We start from the raw sequence: 18422 nt of genomic DNA, 5'->3' as shown, positions 1-18422 counted from the left end.
CATCGGAATCCCTACTGTCCCAGGGCATCGATCGACATCGCGATCGGTTCTCGACTCGGAAGAGGTGCCCCACGATGTTTCGCACGCGCCGACCGCGCCGTTGGCGTCTCGCCCTCGCGCTGGTCCCCGTCGTCGCCCTGGTCGCCGCGTGCGGGTCCGGTTCCACCGGCGACGCGGCGAAACCGGAACTGGTACTCAAGGTGGTGGACCCGGGCAATGCCGGCCCGATCGCCATCGGCAAGAAGGAAGGCACCTTCGACAAGGCCCTGGCTCCGCTGGGCGCGCGCATCGAATGGGTCAACACCACACCGGGTTTCAGCTCGATGCTGAAGCTGTTCAACACCAAGGAGCTCGACGTCTCCGGCGCCGCGTTCAGCCCGGTGGTCGGCGCGCTGTCGAAGGATGTCGCGGTTCGCATTGTGGCCGTGCAGGATCCGGCCGGGCAGGACCAGAGCGGCATCATCGCCGCAGCGAACTCCGGCATCCACTCGGTGGCCGATCTGGTGGGTAAGCGGGTGGCGGTGAACCCGGCCGCCAAGGGTGAATACATCCTGCTGAAGGCCCTCGCTCAGGCGGGCATCCCGGCCGACAAGGTGACGCGGGTTCCGTTGCAGCAGAAGGACGCCGCGTCCGCTTTCGCCACCGGCAAGGTGGACGCGTGGGCCTCGTTCCTGATCCCGTATCAGGAGGCCAAGGCCAACGGCGGCGTCGAGATCGCCACCGAGAAGAGCATCGGTTCCAAGGACAACTCGGTGGTGGTGTTCCGCACCGAAATCCTCGACAAGCATCCGGATGTCGCGGCCAAGTACCTCGAGGTGCTGCAGGGCCTCACCGCCCAGCAGCGCAGCACACCCGACCAGTCCGAGAACGTCTTCGAGACCTCGGGTCCGCGCGCCCTGAGCGGAGCCCGCCTCGCCGACGCCCTGCGCGTCGACGCGGAGTCCACTCCCCCACGCCTGCCCCGTGATTCGGATGCCGCCGACCTCGCCGACGTGGTGGAGCTGTTCGCCGACAACGGTGTCATCAGCCGCACCATCACCGCGTCGGACATCTTCTACGACCTGAAGTCCAAGCTCACCCCCGAGCAGTTGACCGCGCTGAAGGAACGCTGACATGGCCGTCCTCGTCGCCCCGGCGGACACCGTCGCCGCCACCGGCACGGTGCTCGCGCCGCCGCGTGCCCGCATCGAGAAGCGCAGGCCCGCATGGCTTTCGGTGCCGCTGCGCTTCCTGCTGCCCGCCCTGGTCTTCGCGGCCTGGTGGATCGGTTCGGCGACGGGGACGCTGTCCCCGCAGGTGCTGGCCGGGCCGCCGAAGGTGTGGTCGGCGTTCACCGAACTGGCGAGCAGCGGGCAGCTGGCGGACTTCGCGCTGGCCTCCTTCACGCGTGCCGCGCTGGGCGTGGCCCTGGGTGTCGGCACCGGCCTGATCCTCGGCTTCGCGGCCGGATTGTCCAGTCTCGGTGAGGAACTCGTCGACTCGACCATGCAGATCGTGCGGGCGGTGCCGTTCCTGGCGCTGGTGCCGCTGTTCATCGCCTGGTTCGGCATCGACGAGATGTACAAGGTACTGCTGATCGCGGTCGCCACTGTCGCGCCGATGTACGCCTACACGTATCTGGGTGTGCGCAATGTGGACCGCAAACTCGTGGAGGCGGCCCGCGGCTTCGGACTGACCGGGGTACGGCTGGTGCTGGAGGTCATCCTCCCGTCCGCGCTGCCCGGCGTGCTGATGGCGCTGCGAGTGTGCCTGTCCATCAGCATCACCGGCCTGATCGCCGCCGAACAGGTCGGCACCAACGAGGGCGTCGGCTACCTGGTGACCCTCGCCCAGGAATACAACCGCACCGACTACATGGTGCTGTGCGTGGTCCTCTACGCGGTACTGGGCCTGATCTTCGACGGTCTGGTGCGGATCGTGGAGAAGTACGCCATGCCGTGGCGGCGACAGGTGGCCATCCGATGACCGTCGTCGAGACACCGATCGCCGTCTCCATCACCGGCCTGCGAAAAGCCTTCGGCGACAAGGTGGTCCTGGACGGCATCGATCTGACCATCCGCCGCGGCGAGTTCGTGGTGCTGCTCGGACCCAGCGGCACCGGCAAGACCACCCTGCTGCGGCTGCTCACCGGCCTGGAACTGCCCGACGGCGGCGAGGTGCTGGTGCCCACCGCCCGCACCACCGTCTATCAAGAGCCCCGGCTCATCCCCTCCAAACGCGTACTGGCCAATGTGATCATCGGCCGCCGCCGCACCCGCGACAATCGCGCGGCCGGACTGCGGGCCCTGCACGAGGTGCATCTCGAGGACAAGGCCAGGCAGTGGCCCGCGACCCTGTCCGGCGGGGAGGCACAGCGCGCGGCCCTGGCCCGCGCCCCGGTCCGCGAACCCGAATTGCTGTTGCTCGACGAGCCTTTCGCGGCCCTCGACGCCCTGACCCGCTTGCAGATGCAGGATCTGGTCGGCGATCTGGTGGCCCGGCACCGCCCGGCGGTGCTCATGGTCACCCACGATGTCGACGAGGCGATCCGCCTGGCCGACCGCGTGCTGGTCCTGGACCGGGGCCGCTTCGCCGTCGACACCGTCATCGACCTGCCGCGCCCGCGTGACCGCACCGACCCCGAGGCCCTGCGCCATCAGGCGGCCCTGCTCGCCCAGCTGGGCGTCGGCCGCCACACCGAAAACCACAGGAGCACTTCATGACCGACACTCTCTGGTACACGCGCTGCCCGGTCCCGACCGCCAGCGGCCTCGCGCACAGCCTCGGCTGGCTGGGCGAGACCGCGACGGACAACGGCCTGAAATTCGGTGTGCTGCAAGACGCCGGACCGGAACTCGCGGGCTTCCACTTCTCCCACGAACTGTCCGGGCTGATCCGCGAGGGCGGCAATGTGCCCGCACTGGCGGCCCGCGCCCAGGGCTCCCCCACCCGGCTGATCGGCCTGACCTGGATCGACGAATCGCAGGCGATCCTCGTCGGCCCGCAGTCGCAGGTCACCTCGGCGGCGCAGTTGGCGGGACTGCGGATCGGCATCCCGGCCTGGGCCCAGGACCGCGCCCGCAGCTTCCCGCGCGCCATGGCACTGCACGGCTTCACCTCGGCGCTGCGCCTGGGCGGACTGACACTGGCCGACGTGCGGGTCGTCGAACTCGAGGTGGAGCGGGATCCGCAGGTGCGCACCGAGATTCAGCAGCGCCGCACCAGCATCACCTGGGGTGTCGAGGAACTGCTCAACGGGACGGTGGACGCCGTGTACGTCAAGGGCGCGCGAGCCCAGGAGGTCGCCGCGGAACACGGGTTGCGGGTCGCGATCGACCTGGACGCCACCGACACTCGGCGACTGCGCGTGAACAATGGCACGCCCCGGCCGATCACGGTGCATCAGGAACTCCTCGACACCCGCCCCGACGTGGTGATCGGCTTCCTGGCGCAGAGCCTGCGCGCCGCCGACTGGGCCGCCGGTGACCTCGACGGTGTCCGTGCCGTCCTGCAACGCGAAACGCTCTCCGGCCCAGAGGGTGTCGTGGCCGCCTACGGCGAGGACTTCCATCGCGGGCTGCACCCGTCACTGTCCGACGAGCGCATCGACCTGCTGGGCGTGCAACAGCAGTTCCTCTACACGCACGGATTCCTGGCCGCCGACTTCGACCTGCGATCCTGGGTCGCCCCCGAGCCGTTGGCGCAGGCCCGCGCGCTCGTCGCCGCCGGAGCCACGGCATGACCGAATACCTGTGGCGGCTGCCCAGCCACGGCGACGGCCGCCGCGCCCGCCCCGAACTGCGCCATCGCGGCGGCTTCGGCGATCCGGCCCCCACGCCGGCGGGCGGACGCTTCGGGCCGCGACCGGACAACCGCACCCCAACGGATCTGCGCCCCGGGCATTTCGGGCCGTTCGACGACCTGCACCAGGTCATCGACGCCGCCGAACTGGCGGGCCTGGACGGGGTGCTCGCACCCTACGACCCGCAGGGTGAGGAATCCTGGATCGTGGCCGGTGGCGCGCTGCGGGCCACCCGCCACAGCCGGATGATCGTCGAATTCCAGCCCGCCTTCGGCACTCCCGTGTACGCGGCCAAGATTTCATCGACGCTGCAACGTCTTTCGGCGGGCCGCCTGGGCTGGCGGCTCGCGGTGGATACCGACGCCGACGACAGCCGGGCACGCGGAGATCGAGTCACCGGCGACGCGCGGTATGCGCGGGCGGCGGAATTCCTGACCGTCGCCAAGGGTGTGTGGAACGAGAACCCGGTTGCCGGAGCGGGTTTCAAGGGCACCGGCTTCGATTTCGCGGGCGAGTACTACGACGTCATCGACGGCGGGTTCCGGGGCATCCTGTCCGGACTGCCGTTCCCGGACGTGTACCTGTCCGGGTCTTCCGAAGCGGCGCTGGATCTTTCGGCCGAACACGCCGACGTGCACCTGTTCCGCGAATCCGAGGACGGGCCGACCGCCGAGCTGGCGGCGCTGCGGGCCCGCACCGACGCCACCGGCCGCCGTGTGCGCGCCGGACTGGAACTGCCGGTGATCGCCCGTGAGACCGAGGACGAGGCCTGGGCGCGGGCCGAAAGACAGTGGCGGGAAGTACATCCCGACGGACCGGGCGCACGGTCGCTGAGTCTCGGCGACACCCGCTGGGCCGGATTCGCCGAGCTGGGCCACCCGCAGTCGATCGGGCTCGTCGGCAGCTACGAGCAGGTCGCCGCGCGGCTGCGCGCCTACGAGCAGGCGGGTTTCGACAGTTTCGTGCTGGCCGGGCACCCGCACATCGAGGAAGCCCACCGCATCGGTGAGCATCTGCTGTTCCTGGCCGATCCGACCGGCCGCACCCTGCAGGAGACGACGGCATGACCATCGACATCTATTGGCGCATCGGCATGGAGGGCGATCACGCCTCGCTGCGCACCCCGCGCCGCTACAACCGCGGGCACGCGGGCGAATACGGTCCCGGCAACATCACGCCCGCCATTCGCCGTGGCGCACTCGACGACTACAGCTACATCGACCATGCCGCCGCCGTGGTCAAGGCCAGCGAGTCCGCCGGATTCCTGGGCGGGCTGCTGCCCTCGTTCCCGGTGACCGAAGATCCGTGGGCGTTCGCGTCGGCCCTGGCCCGCGAGAGCAGCACCTACCGGTTCATGGTCGCCTTCCAGCCCGGATTCCTGCATCCGGTGCAGGCCGCGCGCATGTCGGCGAGCCTGCAACGCGCCACCCGCGGACGACTGGTCTACAACATCATCAGCGGCGGTGGCGGACCCGCCCAACTGTGGTGGGGCGACAAGGTTTCCCACGACGACCGCTACGCGCGCACCAGCGAATTCCTCGACGTGTTGCGCGGCGTGTGGGACGGGCAGCCGTACACCCACGACGGGCGCTTCTTCCGCACCGACGGGGCCGCGCTGCCACCGGGACTGGCCGGGCAGCCGTTCCCGGAGGTGTACTTCTCCGGATCCTCGGGGGCCGCCGTGCAGGCCGCCGGACGGCACGCCGACTACTACCTGTCCTGGCTCGAGCCCTACGCCGACCTGCGCGCCAAGATCGACGCGGTGCGCACGCACGCCGAGAAGATCGGGCGCACACCGAAATTCGCGGTCCGCATCGACATCGTGGCCCGGCACACCGAAGAGGCGGCGTGGGCGGAGATCCGCAAGGGCTGGGCCTTCGTCGACCGAGACGCCGCCAACCGGGCCGCCCAGGGCGATTCGGTCGGGGCCGCGCGCATCCAGGGCTGGGTGCCCGAAACCATCACCGGCTACCGGGATCTCGAAGTGCAACCCAATGTCTGGTGCGGGTTCAGCCTGATTCGCGGCGGACCGGCGTTCGGCCTGGTCGGCAGCTACGAGCAGGTGGCCCAACGCCTCGACGAACTCATCGACCTCGGCGTGGACGCGTTCATCCTGGCGGGCAACCCGCACCTCGAGGAGGCCTACCGGGTCGGTGAGGAAGTCCTGCCGCTGCTCGGCCGCTCCCGGCTCACCGCACCGGAACCCGCCTCCGCCCTGTCACCGGCGCACTGAGTCGTTCCCGGCTCGTGCCGACTCGCCTGCCGCAAAACGGATCTCGCTCGTCTCGCACTGAATCATTCTCGGAAGGAACTGTTCTCATGGCCATCCGCATCGGCTACTTCCCGCACAACAACTCGCTGTTCGTGCTGCGACACCGCGGCATCGTGGAACGCACCCTGCCCGACGTGGAGTGGGTGGACCTGCGCACGCTGCCGGAATCGGCGCGCGTCGACGTGAAAACCGCGCTGCCGTCGCTGCATTCGGACTGGCTGTTCACCGAGGGCGGCTACGACGTGATCGGTACCGGCTTCACCCCGCCGGTCACCGCGCTGGCCAATGGCCGCGACATCGTCTATCTCGGTATCTCCGGCCCGCGTATCGAGAACGGCCGCCTGGTCGCCAAGGCGGGCAGCGGGATCGAATCGGCCGCGGATCTGAAGGGCAAGCGGGTCGGCATCGCGCACGGCTCGTGGCAGACCACCCTGCTGCTGTTCGCGCTCGACCAGGCCGGATTGGGCTGGGCCGATATCGAACCCGTCGACACCGACGTGAACGGCGGCACCGCCCTGCTCAACGGGGAACTGGATGCCTGGGTGGGGGCCTACCCCGGCCTGGCGGCCATCGAAGCCGCCGCCGACCTGCACACCCTGGTCGACACCGAATCCGTCTTCAGCCACCCGTCGCTGTGGTTCACCCGCCGCGACTTCGCCGAAACCCAGCCCGAGGCACTGCGGACGATCCTGGCCGCCCTCCAGGAATCCGACGCCTGGATCACCGAAAACCCGCGCGCCGCAGCGCAGTACTTCGTCGACGACATCATCGCGCGCGGCGGTAGCGCCGACCTCGATGCCTGGGAAGCTGCCCTGCGTGGCCGCCCGTTCGGCATCAACCCGGTCTCGGAGTCCTTCCTCGACGAACAGCAGCATGCCGCGAACCTGCTGGCCGCCAATGGTCTGCTGCCGACCACCCCCGAGATCCGCGCGGCCGTACTCCCCTGGATCGGCGAATTCGTCGCCTCGACCCGAAACGCGCCTGTCGCAGGCTGACTCGTCCACACACCATGCCCGGCCGAACATCTTCCGTTCGGCCGGGCATGTCCGTTTCCGGCGGATCGGACCCCACCGCGTCACTCCGCCGAGTTCCGTCTCGGACAGCTTCCCGGCCCTGACGAGGGGCGGTCGGCCAGCCGTCCTATCGACGAATCCGGGTGACTAGCGGCCGAGCGAGCCGGTCCACAGGGTGTTGAAAATACCGCCGAAAGCGGCGCCGAGCGTCTTGAAGAGACCGCCGAAAGCGGCGCTACCGGTGTCGATGATGACTGGATTACTAGCGTTGCGCTAGTTTGCACACAAGATCGACCGCGCGCGTCCGCAACTCCCCATCGGGAAGCGCGAGATGAACATTCGGCCGCGGCGGGGACTTCCGGAGTCGGTGCGCGACGTTTCGCCGGGAGCCCATCCCGGCGGCCACCAACCCACCCCGAGCATCCGTGCGGCATCCGTACGCAGCCACCGAGGGCCCGGGCAGCCCGAACCGTCCCCGACAGTTGAGGTTCGAGCCCGTTGACAGGTAACCCTCAAGTCAGGCAACAGCATTCGCGAACCGTCCGCAAGGCATTGGCGCGAACATCCTCCGACGCTACGCGAGGCCATCATCGGCAAGATTGGCAACTCTGCCGTTATCTTCTTGCGTGGCACCGAATCCGGATCACGCAGTGAACCACCTCGATCAGGTCGACGAGGCCGGTCACGGCCACGGCGGCGCGTCGAGCGAATACCTCGACGCGGTCAAGCGGGTCGACACCGAGGTCGGCAAGATCGTGGCCGCGGTCGACGCGCGCGCCAAGGCCCACCCCGAGGAGAAGTGGAACATCCTGGTCACCTGCGATCACGGACATCGCCCGACCGGCGGGCACGGCGGGCAATCCGCCGACGAGACAGCCAATTTCCTGATCGCGCGCGGACCGTCGTTCAAGGCGGGCGTCACCAACAAGACCAATTCACTGGTGGACATCACCCCGACGGTGCTCGCACTGCTCGGAGTCAAGGGCAGCACCGATTTCGACGGCAAGTCGGTGATCAACGGTGGTGGCTCGACGCCGCCGAACACCGGTTCCTTCGGCATCGATCTGCCCGATACCGGCACCAGCAAGGGCTCGATCAGCGAGGGCGTCACGCCGCTGGAAGTTCCCACCGGCCAGCAGTGACCCGGACGTCGGCCCTGCCCACCTCCACGCGGATCGGGCCGACCTCCGGCCGCTCCCCCGGTGAACGAGAAATCCACTCGCGAAAGACAACTCCATGAAACCACAGCACTTCGGCGATCACTGATCCGCGCAATCGCGTCCCGGCCGCCCCGCGCGGTCGGGACCCGGTTCGCCGGACGCGAGACGCAGTGGACCGCACCGCCGGTGATCGAACTCATAGCGGCGGCAAGCGGTCGCCTCAGAAAGCGGTTGCGCCAGTGCTGCGGCACTGCCGCGCAGTCCGTGTAGCCACCCGGTAACCATGCGTTGCCCCGGCGTTCGCCACACCAGTCACATTAGTTCCACCTGGTAGCAACCATCTCGAATAGTTTCGGCAGCAATACAATTCGTCCACATAAAAGACACTGATAGCTCATAGCTATGTTTGTCCCCAGGTTGCTCAAACGGTCGAACGATGCGCTGCCGGAACAGTGCATCCGCCCTAGGGTCAGGCTTCTCCACACGACGAGAAGCCGTGCGGGCCCTCTCCGAGAAAGGCGCTCGACAATGTCGGCAGTTAGAACGACCATCCTCACCCTGGCCTGCTCGATGGCCGCGATCGGCGCGGCCGTGGCATCCGCTCAGCCAGTGCCCTTCACCGCCGACGCGACCCGGGTGCAACCCGTCGCACTCGTCGGAACCGGCAGTGCCGCAGCGGGAGTCGGGCTCGCCGGGCTACTCACCACCGGGAGCGCGGCACTCGGCACCGGCAGTGTCGCGGTCGCACCGTGGGCCGCCGGAGCGGGCACCGGGAGCGCGGCATTGGGCGCGGGCAGCGCGGCCGCCGCACCCGTCGGTGACATCCTCGGCGCGGCCGCCCTCGCGCTGGGCACCGGCAGCGCGGCGCTGGGCGCGTCCGGCAGCGCCGCCTCCGGCGGACTCGGCACTCCCTTGGCCGTGCTCGGCACCGGTAGCGCGGCCCTCGGCACCGGCAGTGCCGGACTCGCCGGGGCGGGTACGGCCCTGGCCCCGTTCGCGGCCCTGGCCGGAACCGGCAGCGCGGGGGTCGGCGCGGGCAGCGCGGCGGTCGCCCCGTTCGCCGCGGGCGCGGGCACCGGGCTGGCCGCCCTCATCGCCACCGGCAGCACCGCGCTCGGCGCGGGCAGTGCGGCCTCCCCGGTGGCGGGCGACGTCGCGCCCGACACCACCCACTACGAGCCTCTCGCCCTGGGTCCGTCGAACTGAGCGCCCGGCGATGATCCGAGCCATCGACGCCTCGGCTTCGCCCGGTGCTTGAACAGCGGATCGGTCCCGGCAATTGTGGGGTCATGGACGAAGCTGTCGCTCACTACCGAGACGAGATCGACCCCTCGCACCAGCCGCTGTTCGACCGCCTCCACAGCTTGATTCTCGACACCTTTCCCGATGCCCAGATGACGATCGCCTACGGCATGCCCACCTACCGTGTCGGTCGCCATCGACTCAACGTCGGCGCCTGGAAACATAGTCTGTCGCTGTATCTTTCGCCGCAGCGCGACGGCGGCTTCTCCGCCCGGCACCCGCGCCTGGCGTCGGGCAAGGGAACCATCAAGCTGAGTGCCGATGCCGCCGCCGACATCCCCGACGAGGAATTCCGGGAGCTGATTCGCGCAGCCCTCGGGGGCGAGTGACAGCCGTCCGGCGGCCCGTCGAGGAACAGGGCAGCCACCGGGGCTGAACTCTCGACGAATCCTGTTGCTAATTAGCGGTATTCGACTCGAGGAACCAGCGCACAGCGTCTGCGGTGCCATGAACGCCGGAGCCGTTGTGATCCACCGCGCCCAGGTCGACGATCGTGGCCTCGACGCCGCGGGCGCGCAGCGCGGTCTGACAATCGGCGCTGTTGTTCGGGGTGACATCGCGGTCCTGGCTGCCGGTGTAGAGCCGGATCGGCACCGTGGGCGTCCAGTCGGTGCAGGTGCTGTCCGCGGTGGTCAGCGCGGTGGCGAAGGGGCCGGTCGGGTTGCGCAACAGGGCAATTCCCTGAGGAGTCAGCAGATGGTCGAGGTCCGGCGGCAGGGCTGCGACGATGTCTTCGAAGGCGTGCGTGCCGTCGAAGAGTTGCTCGACGGTCGTGGCATAGAGGGTCTGGAACAGCTCGCCGGGTGACCGGTACAGGCCATGCAGGCGGTTCCAGGACACCAGCAGGTACGCGGTATAGAAGGCACCCTCGGCGGGGGCGACACGGCCGTCGAACAGTGCGGGCAGTTCCGCGTTGCGGATATCGAGCGGACCGCTGATCACGGCGACCGCCGTTGCCCGGAAGTTGTTGTCCGCGTTGGCTTGTAGCGCGCGTGCGAGTCCCATCGCGGCCGGCCCACCCTGAGAGAATCCCGCGATCGCGACGTCAACGCGGAGTTGGCGGCCGAGGGTCGCGGTCTGGGCGCGGGCGGCGCGCAGCATGTCCACCGATGCGGTGGTCTCGGACGGAATGTCCAGGTAGGGGTGCGGATTCGGATCGAGTCCCAACCCCAGGTAATCGGGTGCGACTCCGGCGAATCCGGCGGACGCGTAGGTTAGCGTCGCGGCGAGGTCGCCGCTGTCCTGCGTGGTCGAAGGGGCCTCGGACTTGGTGGGCTGGGTGCCGTGCTCGTAGACGACGGTGGACAACTCGTGCTGATCGTCGACAGGTAGTGCGAGCAGTCCGCTCGCCGTCGTGGCCTGGTTGTCGGCGCCGACGGTGCGGTAGGTCAGCCGGTAGGTGTCGACACCGAATTTCACTGCCCCGGTGTCGAATTCGTTGGCGGTGAGTTCGGCGCGAACATCGTCGGGTGAATACGTGCGCAGGTGCTGGACCTCGACCAGTCGCCCGCGCTCGTCCGCCGGTGCCGAGCCCGTCGAACTCTGGCATGCCGTCGAGAGGAGTGCGGTGCCGAGCAGCAGTGCGGTCCCGGCGATTCCCGCGCGGGCCCGGGTGCGACGGTTTCGCGGGTGGCGGTGAACCTCGATAGTCATACCGAAAGCTCACCGCCGTGCACGAAACCCGGTCAATCACTCCCTGGAGTGATCACGCCTCGAACCCTCACCCACAGGTACGAGAGGCTCAGTGCAGCCAGCCTCCGACGCCACTGACCTTGGTCAGCCGCACCCGGATCACATTGCCCTCGCCCGCGGCGGGATCGGACAGGAAGTCCGCGTCCGGTCCGATATAGGCCTTACCGAGCCGATTCAGCAGCACCCGGCCACCGCTCTCGCTGACCTCGGCCCGCCCCTCCGCCACCAGGTACTCGGCCAGCCCGTGGTCATCGATCACACCCGACTGGTAGGAGATCGACACCCGCGGATCCCGTTGCAGATTGCGGATATACCGCTTGTCCAGACTCATCGACCCGATGGTCAGCGAGTCGGCTTCGGCATGCGTCCACACACACCGCACATACGGCGCCCCGTCCTCGTCGATGGTGACCAGATGGGCGAGCAATCCGCTGTTGATCGCGTCGACAGCCTTGGTAGGCAAGCTAGTTGGCATGTACGACCCTAACCGCCCACGGTCGTCTTATGTGGCCAAGGGCGGTTCAGGGGCAGACCGCGGACACCGCGACCTGCCATCTCGACTTCCGGTGCGTCGTGCGTGAGTAAACCGCCTGGTGAGCGCCCGATTTTCGGGGAAACCGTTGACAGCGGCAGGTCGTGTCGGCAGGCTTGACGAGGCGCAATTGTCTCTACAGTTGCCGCGAAGATCCGGTTGTCGGTGACCTCGCCCCGCGGCGCGGGTCGCGACAGCGCTCGGAGACTCCGCGGACCCGGCGATAACCGGTGTCCGATTCTGCCGTTCGGACCAGAAACCTACCGATGTGAGGTTGGAATGTCTGATCGCAAGGGCCGAAAACCCGGCCAGATGGCCGCGAAGGCCAAGCAGGGCATGAAGGACCAGGGCCAGCGCATGGAAGACGACATGAACCGCGTGGCCGAGGACGCCAAGCGCGACATGGATCGCCTGGGCGCCGGCATGAAGCGCGAAGCCCAGCAGGCCCGTTCGGAGATTCAGGACATGAACAAGTCCATGAAGCAGAAAATGCAGCACCACTAGCCGGGAGGTGCGCGAACATCGACGGCCGGTTTGTCGGCAGCCCCGACAGACCGGCCGTTCCGGTTGTTTCGACTCCGTCCTCGACCCAAACCGGCTGTGCCACCCCGCTTTCCGGGCGTGCTTCGAGCGTGAGGCACACCTCGCCGCGCAACTCGATCATCGCAATGTGGTGTCGGTGCACGACTGCGGGAGCAGCGGCGGGGTGATGTGGCTGGCCATGCAGTACGTCGAGGGATCCAATGTCGCGACGCTGCTGCGGCGGCGTCCGAGCGGGCTCGATCCCGCGCAGGCGCTGGATATTCTCGCCCAGGCCGCGCGCGGGCTGGCCGCGGCTCATTCACGCGGTGTTGCACCGCTGATTCAGTCGACCGGAACATCGAGAACGGGCCGCTCGACATTCGCGCCGGGACCATCGAAATGCCACCACTCACCGCTGTACACGGTGAGCCCGCCCGCCCGCCCGCATCGCCTCACGCAACTGCGTGCGGTCGGCCTGCGCTACCGGATCGACAGCGGCGAAAGCCTCCGCGCTGGGCGAGAAGTCGTCGAAATCGGTGCCCATCTCCGCCAGGCACAACGTGTCCAGTTTCCGTGCGGCCGGGCACTGCTCGTCGGTGTGCGCGAACGTCACGTCGACCGAACGGCCGGTCTCGTGACTGCGCGCGAAGCTACCCGGCTTGGCCACCCAGGCCGGATTCGGCACCGCCTCGAACATCCGCACCTGCACCTCGTGCGGGCGGTAGCAGTCCCAGAACACCAGCACCGCACCATCTTTGCGCAGGATGTCAGCCGCTGTCGCGAGGCCCGGAGCCATGGAATCGTGAATCAAACAGCGGGCGTCCGGCGGATACAGAGCCACCCCGACGAAGTTGTTCGTCGTCGCGTAGCGCAGGTCGATCTTCGCATCGGGCACCACCGTACGAACGTCCACGAACCCGGCCGCAGCGGCCTGCGCGGAGACCGGCGGCACCACCGGACTCGGTGCGGCAGCACTGGTGGCTGTCACGCTGTGCTCGGTCGATGGCGCGGCGAATTGCCCGGTCCGCGTACCGGATCCGCAACCCGCGGTGAGTCCGATCGCGGTCAGGATCACCAGGCAACGCCGCAGATCAGCCATCGGTGCAAGCTATCAGGAGCGCGCGGCCCTCGATACCGGATCCTTCCCACGCTGCGAAAAAGGCGGCCCGCCAACCGATTCGGTAGCGTGGTGGGCAATCCGCACCCAACGGCACAGCGAGGACGAGATGGCAGACACCGCCGTGGACCCCATCGAGCAGATCGGCGATGATTTCCACGCCGATCCGCACGCCTACTACCGGCGTTGGCGGCCCAATGGGCCGGTACACCAGCTTCGCGGCAACCGAGGGGCCACGTTCTGGGTGGTCATCGGGTATGCGGAAGCGCGGACGGCGTTGACGGATCCGCGGTTTCGCAAGGGAATCGCTGGGCTACGGGAGGTGCTGGAGGCACACGGGCAGGAGCTGTTCGAGGACACCGCCGCGCTCAGTGGGCACATGCTCAATACCGATCCGCCGGATCACACTCGGTTGCGCAAGCTCGTCAATCACGCGTTCACGCCTCGGCATGTGGCGGCCATGCGTCCGCGCATCGAGGAGATCACCGCCGCGCTGCTGGACGAGCTGGCGGACCGCGACGAGGTCGATCTGCTGGCCGTGTTCGCGAATCCATTGCCCACCATCGTGATCTGCGAACTGCTCGGGGTACCCCTCGAGGATCGTGACGACTTCCGGGCCTGGAACAAGGTGCTCATCGGTGGTGCCGCCACCGCCGAGCAGGCGCAGGCCGCGGCCGCCGCGATGGGCGGCTATCTGCGCGGGCTGATCGCGGCCAAACGCGCCGCGCCCGTGGACGATCTGCTGTCCGGGCTGGTGCACGCCGTCGACGCGGGCGACAGCCTCAGCGAGGACGAACTGGTGTCGATGTCGTTCCTACTGCTGCTGGCGGGCCACGAGACGACCGTGAACCTGATCGGCAACGGGCTGTACCGGCTGCTGCAGGATCCCGCGCAATTCGAGGCACTGCGCGCCGACCCCAGCGCCATCCCCGCGGCCGTGGAGGAATTCCTGCGCTACGACGGTCCGGTCGGCTGGGCCACCCTGCGCTACACCGTCGAACCCGTGCGGCTCGGCGAAACCGAGATCCCCGCAGGCGAACTCGTGTACGTGGCGGTGTCGGCCGCCAACCGCGACCCCGCCCGCTACGCCCACCACGATCGGCTCGACGTCACCGCCGACGCCTCGGCCCACCTCGGATTCGGCCACGGTCTGCATTTCTGTGTCGGCGCTCCACTGGCCCGTCTGGAAGCCGTCACCGCCTTCACCGCGCTGCTGGCCCGCTTCCCCGAACTCCGCCTGGCCGACGAAACCTTCACCCCCCATTGGCAAACCAATGTGGTTCTGCGCGGCCTCGATCGGCTTCCCATTCGCCTGCATCCGTAATTCACAACAAACCCGATGCCGCTTCGCATCGAAATCGAAGGGTGCGCGCAAATCGTGAGGCGGCACCGGCGTATGGAGTTCTGGTTCTCCCCGGTGGAAAGGTGACCAGTCGCCGTCGCGCGCGGCCGTGGCAGCTCGCGCAGCTGCGCACCCGGGCACTCACGCGGAGTCTGCGGCGACGATTGGGTCCGGACCATCTGGTCGAGCAGGTTCGCTACCGCTATCGCGGCTGGAATGCCCCGGAGCTGGACGCGCTCGCCGACGCGGAGGCGGCGTTGCGCCGAATCAGCTCGCGCGTCGATCGCATCGCTGTGGTCGGGCACTCGATGGGCGGACGGGTCGCGGTGCATCTGGCCGCCGCGCACGATGTCGCCGCGATCGTCGCATTGGCGCCGTGGTGGCCCGCCGACGATGCGACGCTGGTGCCGACGACGTGTCGGCTGCGGGTGCTGCACGGTACCGCCGATCAGTGGACCGATCCGGAATCCTCGCGCCGCCAGGTCGATTCGGCACGCGAGCGCGGAGTGGACGCGCAGTGGACCGCTGTCGACGGGGCCGGGCATTTCATGTTGCGCAGACCGCGGCGGTGGCACCGGATGACGGCTGATTTCATTGCCGCGGTTGATGATCGATCCCCGGCGAACCCCGAACGGTCCGGCACGATCGACGGCTGACGCCCGGGAAAATCTGGGTAGCCGAATATTCGCGGACTGCGGCTTCGGTCGGCATGGCTAGTTCGGCAGACCGAACTTCAAGGGTAGGTTCACCGAATGTTCGATCCTTACAGCGGTATGCCGCTCGCCGGTCCCGGAATGTGGAAGCCACCGCAGCACGGCCCGATCGAACATCCGAACGCCGCGCTGGTGCTCACCCTGGGCGTGCTCGGACTGTTCTGCTGTGGAGTCTGCGCGCCGATCGCGTGGGTGTCGGGACTGCGGGCGCTGCGTGAGATCGACGCGTCCGGTGGGGCATTCGGTGGCCGCCACCAGGTTGTCATCGGCATGGTTCTCGGCATCCTCGGGACCATCGTGCTGATCTTCGGCGGCATCGTTTTCGGGCTGATGGCAATCGGGGGACATTGATGTCAGTTAATTCGCATGGTCTAGATAAATCCGGGCTAACGATTTCTGGATCGTAAATATTCGTAACCGTATCGAGATCTTCCACTCGAATTGATGGAGTACCGCTCATTTCAGTGAGAGGCAGACAACACTCAGCCCTCACCAGCACATCACTTACAACGAGAGCACCTGAGATGCGACACACGGGAGTGCTGTCATCATGATCACCTATCCGAGTATGCGCTGTTCAGGATCACGAAATCCGACGCGCCGAGACATTTCAGCAACAGCCACACCCGGCCCGAGCACCGACGCTCGCCCCGAATCACCCGGTCGCCTTAGTGAAATTAACTTTCCAGCCCAAATATTTAATAGCGGATAAGTACATACCGAGCGACCCGCTCGAGAAGCCCTTCGATACCAAACCGTTATTTCCATTGCCAACTCCCGCCAGATCAGAACAGGTTACATTTCAATCCCTTCCGATTACGGCGAGACTTCCCCCCGGCCACGCCGTTGCTACTCGTTTTGGAGATTGTCATGAGAACCTCTTCCCTTCTGCTGCGCGCCGGTGTCGTCACCCCGATGGCGCTCGCGACCGTCTTGTGTCTGGCCGCCCCTGCGAACGCGTCGGTCAGCGTGAACTGGAGTTGTCAGGGCACGATCTTCGGCATCAGCCAGACCTCGAGCATGTCCACCACGGTGGCCGGCACCGCGCCCGCCTCGACGACCTCGGGCTCCGCGGTGGCCATCACGCTCACCCCGGGCGCCTCCTCGGTGCCCAGTTCGGCCTCCGGATTCACCGTCACCAATATCAGCAACCTCAAGATGACGTTCCCGACTCCGGCGAACTCGACCCTGGTCTCCGCGACCGCATCCGGCGGCACGGTGGCGGGCACGGTCAGCACCTCGGGCGGAAACGTGGTGCTCACCGTGCCGGGTCCGATCGCGGGCGGCACCAGCTTCACCCCGCCCGCGGTGACCATCAATGTCACCGCCGGATCCCCCGGCACCCCGATCACCAGCAAATACGCCGGGACCAGCTATTCCAACCCCGGTATGACCATGACGACCAAGGTGAGCATCGTCGGCAATGTCGCGACCGCGTGCTACCCGAGCCCGTCACCGACCCTGACCAGCACGACCGTCAGCTGAGTCGGCGGGCAGGCGGCATGGCGATGCCCGGCTGCCACGCTGAATGAGAAATACCGGGACTGGGCTGTATCCACCAGCCCAGTCCCGGTATCAGGCGCAGCCTATCGCACGGGCGAACCGTGGCCGGTGACTTCTGTTGAGAGGTTTCATGTTTCAAGCCTTCGAGGGGAGCCTGTGCGTCCGATGTCAACCGAACCCGCCTGGATCACAGTGGAACTCAGAAAAGCCCTGGAGTTCTATCACGGCACTCTCGAGGACCTGGCTCGCGAATTGATTCGATTGCTGGGCGTGAACGAAACCGACAGGCGCGCATTGGAAATCGTCCTCCTCGAAGACGGAAACTCCACGCCCGGAATGCTCGCCGAACGCCTCGGCCTCACCGCGGCGGGCGCCACCATTCTGCTCAATCGCCTCGAGAAGCAGGGCTACATAGCCCGTTCCCTGCACCCCACCGACCGCCGCCGCGTCATCGTCGTGGCCACCGACCTGGCCACCCGCCGCGTCCAAGATCTCCTCGCCTCCCTGATCGAAGAGGGGAACAAGATGATGCAAACCTGGTACGCCCCAGCCGAACTCGAATTGATCGCGGGATTCCTCACCAAGGTCGGCGAACTGCACAGAATTCATCGCCAGCGGCTCCACGACATGGAGCCCTACCCGCGCGCATGACTCGGCGATGCCCGCCGACGGTCGGAACCGAGTTTCGGTCGCGAGGGATGGGAGGATCGTCGCGTGCGCATTCTGATTCCGCTGCCCGATTCCGACTTCGACGTGACCGAGGTTGCGGTGCCATGGCGGATGCTGACCGATGCCGGGCACCACATCACCTTCGCCGTCGAACGCGCCGGGCACGTGCCGCGGGCGGATCCGCTGCTGCTGACCGGTGTGCTGTTCGGCCAGCTGGGTGCCGAGGACGAGCCGAAAGCGTTCTACCGGCAGCTGGTCGACTCGCCCGAGTTCCGCGACGCGGTGTCATGGTCGGAGCTGAATGTCGAGGACTTCGACGGTTTGATCCTGCCGGGCGGCCACGCACCCGGCATGCGGCAGTACCTCGGTTCGGAGACGCTGCAACAGCAGGTCGCGCGGTTCTGGGCGCTGAACCGACCGGTCGGGGCTATCTGCCACGGTGTTCTGGTGCTGGCGCGAGCGCGCGACGCGGCCACCGGGCGCAGCGTGCTGGCCGAACGACGTACCACCTGCCTGCCCAAGTACATGGAACGCGGCGGGTACTACCTCACGGCGTGGCGGCGAGGGCGCTACTACCGGACCTATCCCGCGTATGTCGAAGACGAGGTGCGCGCCGCGCTGATCCAGCCGGATACCCAATTCGAGTGTGGCCCTGTCGAATTGCGCCGCGGCACGGCCACCGATGATGCCCCCGCCTTCACCGTGCTCGACGGCAACTATCTCTCGGCGCGCTGGCCCGGCGACGCGTATCTGTTCGCTCGACGGTTCGCGGATCTGCTCGCGGCGACGTAGCGGCCGCGCACG

At 67.6% G+C, this 18422-nt stretch carries 19 protein-coding genes and 2 pseudogenes; 18 read left to right on the top strand and 3 right to left on the bottom strand.

The genetic code is table 11. The annotated features are described in order from the left end of the window. Positions 1-74: 74 nt before the first annotated feature. The 10 genes from OG300_RS06340 (at position 75) to OG300_RS06295 (ending at position 9857) form a co-directional block, all read left to right on the top strand. Positions 75-1112 carry an NrtA/SsuA/CpmA family ABC transporter substrate-binding protein gene (locus tag OG300_RS06340; protein ID WP_405493082.1) on the top strand — a complete coding sequence of 346 codons (1038 nt, stop codon included), beginning with the start codon at positions 75-77 and terminating at the stop codon, positions 1110-1112. Between the two features lies 1 nt (position 1113). After that, entirely contained in the window at positions 1114-1965 is an 852-nt protein-coding gene (locus OG300_RS06335; RefSeq protein ID WP_405493080.1) for an ABC transporter permease, read from the top strand. Then, positions 1962-2702 carry an ABC transporter ATP-binding protein gene (locus OG300_RS06330; protein WP_405493078.1) on the top strand — a complete coding sequence of 247 codons (741 nt, stop codon included), beginning with the start codon at positions 1962-1964 and terminating at the stop codon, positions 2700-2702. Before OG300_RS06335 ends, OG300_RS06330 begins: the two co-directional genes overlap by 4 nt. Continuing rightward, entirely contained in the window at positions 2699-3721 is a 1023-nt protein-coding gene (locus OG300_RS06325; protein WP_405493076.1) for an ABC transporter substrate-binding protein, read from the top strand. The genes OG300_RS06330 and OG300_RS06325 overlap by 4 nt, the downstream gene beginning before the upstream one ends. Further along, entirely contained in the window at positions 3718-4848 is a 1131-nt protein-coding gene (locus tag OG300_RS06320) for an LLM class flavin-dependent oxidoreductase (protein ID WP_405493074.1), read from the top strand. Before OG300_RS06325 ends, OG300_RS06320 begins: the two co-directional genes overlap by 4 nt. Continuing rightward, the gene (locus tag OG300_RS06315; RefSeq protein WP_405493072.1) at positions 4845-6014 is read left to right on the top strand and encodes an LLM class flavin-dependent oxidoreductase; all 1170 of its coding nucleotides are present in this window, start codon (positions 4845-4847) and stop codon (positions 6012-6014) included. Before OG300_RS06320 ends, OG300_RS06315 begins: the two co-directional genes overlap by 4 nt. An 86-nt stretch (positions 6015-6100) precedes the next feature. Then, entirely contained in the window at positions 6101-7048 is a 948-nt protein-coding gene (locus OG300_RS06310) for an ABC transporter substrate-binding protein (protein ID WP_405493070.1), read from the top strand. Between the two features lie 644 nt (positions 7049-7692). Next, positions 7693-8208 (top strand): alkaline phosphatase family protein, encoded by a 516-nt coding sequence (locus OG300_RS06305; RefSeq protein WP_405493068.1) that lies wholly within the window; start codon positions 7693-7695, stop codon positions 8206-8208. 546 nt (positions 8209-8754) lie between these two features. Next, on the top strand, positions 8755-9432 hold the full coding sequence (locus OG300_RS06300) for a hypothetical protein (protein WP_405493066.1): 678 nt from the start codon (positions 8755-8757) through the stop codon (positions 9430-9432). Positions 9433-9515: 83 nt separating this feature from the next. Continuing rightward, the gene (locus OG300_RS06295) at positions 9516-9857 is read left to right on the top strand and encodes an iron chaperone (protein ID WP_405493064.1); all 342 of its coding nucleotides are present in this window, start codon (positions 9516-9518) and stop codon (positions 9855-9857) included. 67 nt (positions 9858-9924) lie between these two features. Here OG300_RS06295 and OG300_RS06290 read toward each other — a convergent pair whose 3' ends face one another. Further along, entirely contained in the window at positions 9925-11181 is a 1257-nt protein-coding gene (locus OG300_RS06290) for an alpha/beta hydrolase family protein (RefSeq protein ID WP_405493062.1), read from the bottom strand. A gap of 88 nt (positions 11182-11269) precedes the next feature. Then, entirely contained in the window at positions 11270-11695 is a 426-nt protein-coding gene (locus OG300_RS06285; RefSeq protein WP_405493060.1) for a pyridoxamine 5'-phosphate oxidase family protein, read from the bottom strand. A gap of 336 nt (positions 11696-12031) precedes the next feature. On the opposite strand from OG300_RS06285, the gene OG300_RS06280 reads away from it, so the two are divergent. Further along, positions 12032-12256 (top strand): hypothetical protein, encoded by a 225-nt coding sequence (locus OG300_RS06280; protein WP_405493058.1) that lies wholly within the window; start codon positions 12032-12034, stop codon positions 12254-12256. A gap of 7 nt (positions 12257-12263) precedes the next feature. After that, a pseudogene (locus OG300_RS06275) lies at positions 12264-12575 on the top strand (protein kinase); the annotation flags it as partial. A 41-nt stretch (positions 12576-12616) separates the two neighbouring features. On the opposite strand, the pseudogene OG300_RS06270 reads toward OG300_RS06275, so the two are convergent. After that, positions 12617-13373, bottom strand: a pseudogene (locus tag OG300_RS06270) (M15 family metallopeptidase). Positions 13374-13500: 127 nt separating this feature from the next. Between OG300_RS06270 and OG300_RS06265 the strand changes: the two are divergent. The 6 genes from OG300_RS06265 (at position 13501) to OG300_RS06240 (ending at position 18410) form a co-directional block, all read left to right on the top strand. Then, a complete protein-coding gene (locus tag OG300_RS06265) occupies positions 13501-14715 on the top strand; it encodes a cytochrome P450 (RefSeq protein WP_405493056.1) in 1215 nt (404 codons plus the stop codon). A gap of 101 nt (positions 14716-14816) precedes the next feature. Further along, positions 14817-15389 carry a dienelactone hydrolase family protein gene (locus tag OG300_RS06260; protein ID WP_405493054.1) on the top strand — a complete coding sequence of 191 codons (573 nt, stop codon included), beginning with the start codon at positions 14817-14819 and terminating at the stop codon, positions 15387-15389. 96 nt (positions 15390-15485) lie between these two features. Next, positions 15486-15797, top strand: a complete 312-nt coding sequence (locus tag OG300_RS06255; protein ID WP_405493052.1) for a DUF4190 domain-containing protein — start codon at positions 15486-15488, stop codon at positions 15795-15797. A gap of 519 nt (positions 15798-16316) precedes the next feature. Further along, a complete protein-coding gene (locus tag OG300_RS06250) occupies positions 16317-16931 on the top strand; it encodes a hypothetical protein (RefSeq protein WP_405493050.1) in 615 nt (204 codons plus the stop codon). A 183-nt stretch (positions 16932-17114) separates the two neighbouring features. After that, positions 17115-17600, top strand: a complete 486-nt coding sequence (locus OG300_RS06245; protein WP_405493049.1) for a MarR family winged helix-turn-helix transcriptional regulator — start codon at positions 17115-17117, stop codon at positions 17598-17600. Between the two features lie 63 nt (positions 17601-17663). Then, positions 17664-18410, top strand: coding sequence for a type 1 glutamine amidotransferase domain-containing protein (locus tag OG300_RS06240; protein WP_405493047.1), 747 nt, complete (start codon positions 17664-17666; stop codon positions 18408-18410). Positions 18411-18422: the final 12 nt, after the last annotated feature.

It is taken from the genome of Nocardia sp. NBC_00511, assembly GCF_045161165.1.
In the GTDB taxonomy this organism is placed as follows: Bacteria; Actinomycetota; Actinomycetes; order Mycobacteriales; family Mycobacteriaceae; genus Nocardia.
This window is presented reverse-complemented; position numbering and strand designations above follow the sequence as displayed.

What these genes read in the sequence shown, in the direction of transcription:
- OG300_RS06340 (WP_405493082.1), top strand. Translation starts at nt 75, where the DNA reads ATGTTTCGCACGCGCCGACCGCGCCGTTGGCGTCTCGCCCTCGCGCTG.
- OG300_RS06335 (WP_405493080.1), top strand. Translation starts at nt 1,114, where the DNA reads ATGGCCGTCCTCGTCGCCCCGGCGGACACCGTCGCCGCCACCGGCACG.
- OG300_RS06330 (WP_405493078.1), top strand. Translation starts at nt 1,962, where the DNA reads ATGACCGTCGTCGAGACACCGATCGCCGTCTCCATCACCGGCCTGCGA.
- OG300_RS06325 (WP_405493076.1), top strand. Translation starts at nt 2,699, where the DNA reads ATGACCGACACTCTCTGGTACACGCGCTGCCCGGTCCCGACCGCCAGC.
- OG300_RS06320 (WP_405493074.1), top strand. Translation starts at nt 3,718, where the DNA reads ATGACCGAATACCTGTGGCGGCTGCCCAGCCACGGCGACGGCCGCCGC.
- OG300_RS06315 (WP_405493072.1), top strand. Translation starts at nt 4,845, where the DNA reads ATGACCATCGACATCTATTGGCGCATCGGCATGGAGGGCGATCACGCC.
- OG300_RS06310 (WP_405493070.1), top strand. Translation starts at nt 6,101, where the DNA reads ATGGCCATCCGCATCGGCTACTTCCCGCACAACAACTCGCTGTTCGTG.
- OG300_RS06300 (WP_405493066.1), top strand. Translation starts at nt 8,755, where the DNA reads ATGTCGGCAGTTAGAACGACCATCCTCACCCTGGCCTGCTCGATGGCC.
- OG300_RS06295 (WP_405493064.1), top strand. Translation starts at nt 9,516, where the DNA reads ATGGACGAAGCTGTCGCTCACTACCGAGACGAGATCGACCCCTCGCAC.
- OG300_RS06290 (WP_405493062.1), bottom strand. Translation starts at nt 11,181, where the DNA reads ATGACTATCGAGGTTCACCGCCACCCGCGAAACCGTCGCACCCGGGCC.
- OG300_RS06285 (WP_405493060.1), bottom strand. Translation starts at nt 11,695, where the DNA reads ATGCCAACTAGCTTGCCTACCAAGGCTGTCGACGCGATCAACAGCGGA.
- OG300_RS06280 (WP_405493058.1), top strand. Translation starts at nt 12,032, where the DNA reads ATGTCTGATCGCAAGGGCCGAAAACCCGGCCAGATGGCCGCGAAGGCC.
- OG300_RS06265 (WP_405493056.1), top strand. Translation starts at nt 13,501, where the DNA reads ATGGCAGACACCGCCGTGGACCCCATCGAGCAGATCGGCGATGATTTC.
- OG300_RS06255 (WP_405493052.1), top strand. Translation starts at nt 15,486, where the DNA reads ATGTTCGATCCTTACAGCGGTATGCCGCTCGCCGGTCCCGGAATGTGG.
- OG300_RS06250 (WP_405493050.1), top strand. Translation starts at nt 16,317, where the DNA reads ATGAGAACCTCTTCCCTTCTGCTGCGCGCCGGTGTCGTCACCCCGATG.
- OG300_RS06245 (WP_405493049.1), top strand. Translation starts at nt 17,115, where the DNA reads ATGTCAACCGAACCCGCCTGGATCACAGTGGAACTCAGAAAAGCCCTG.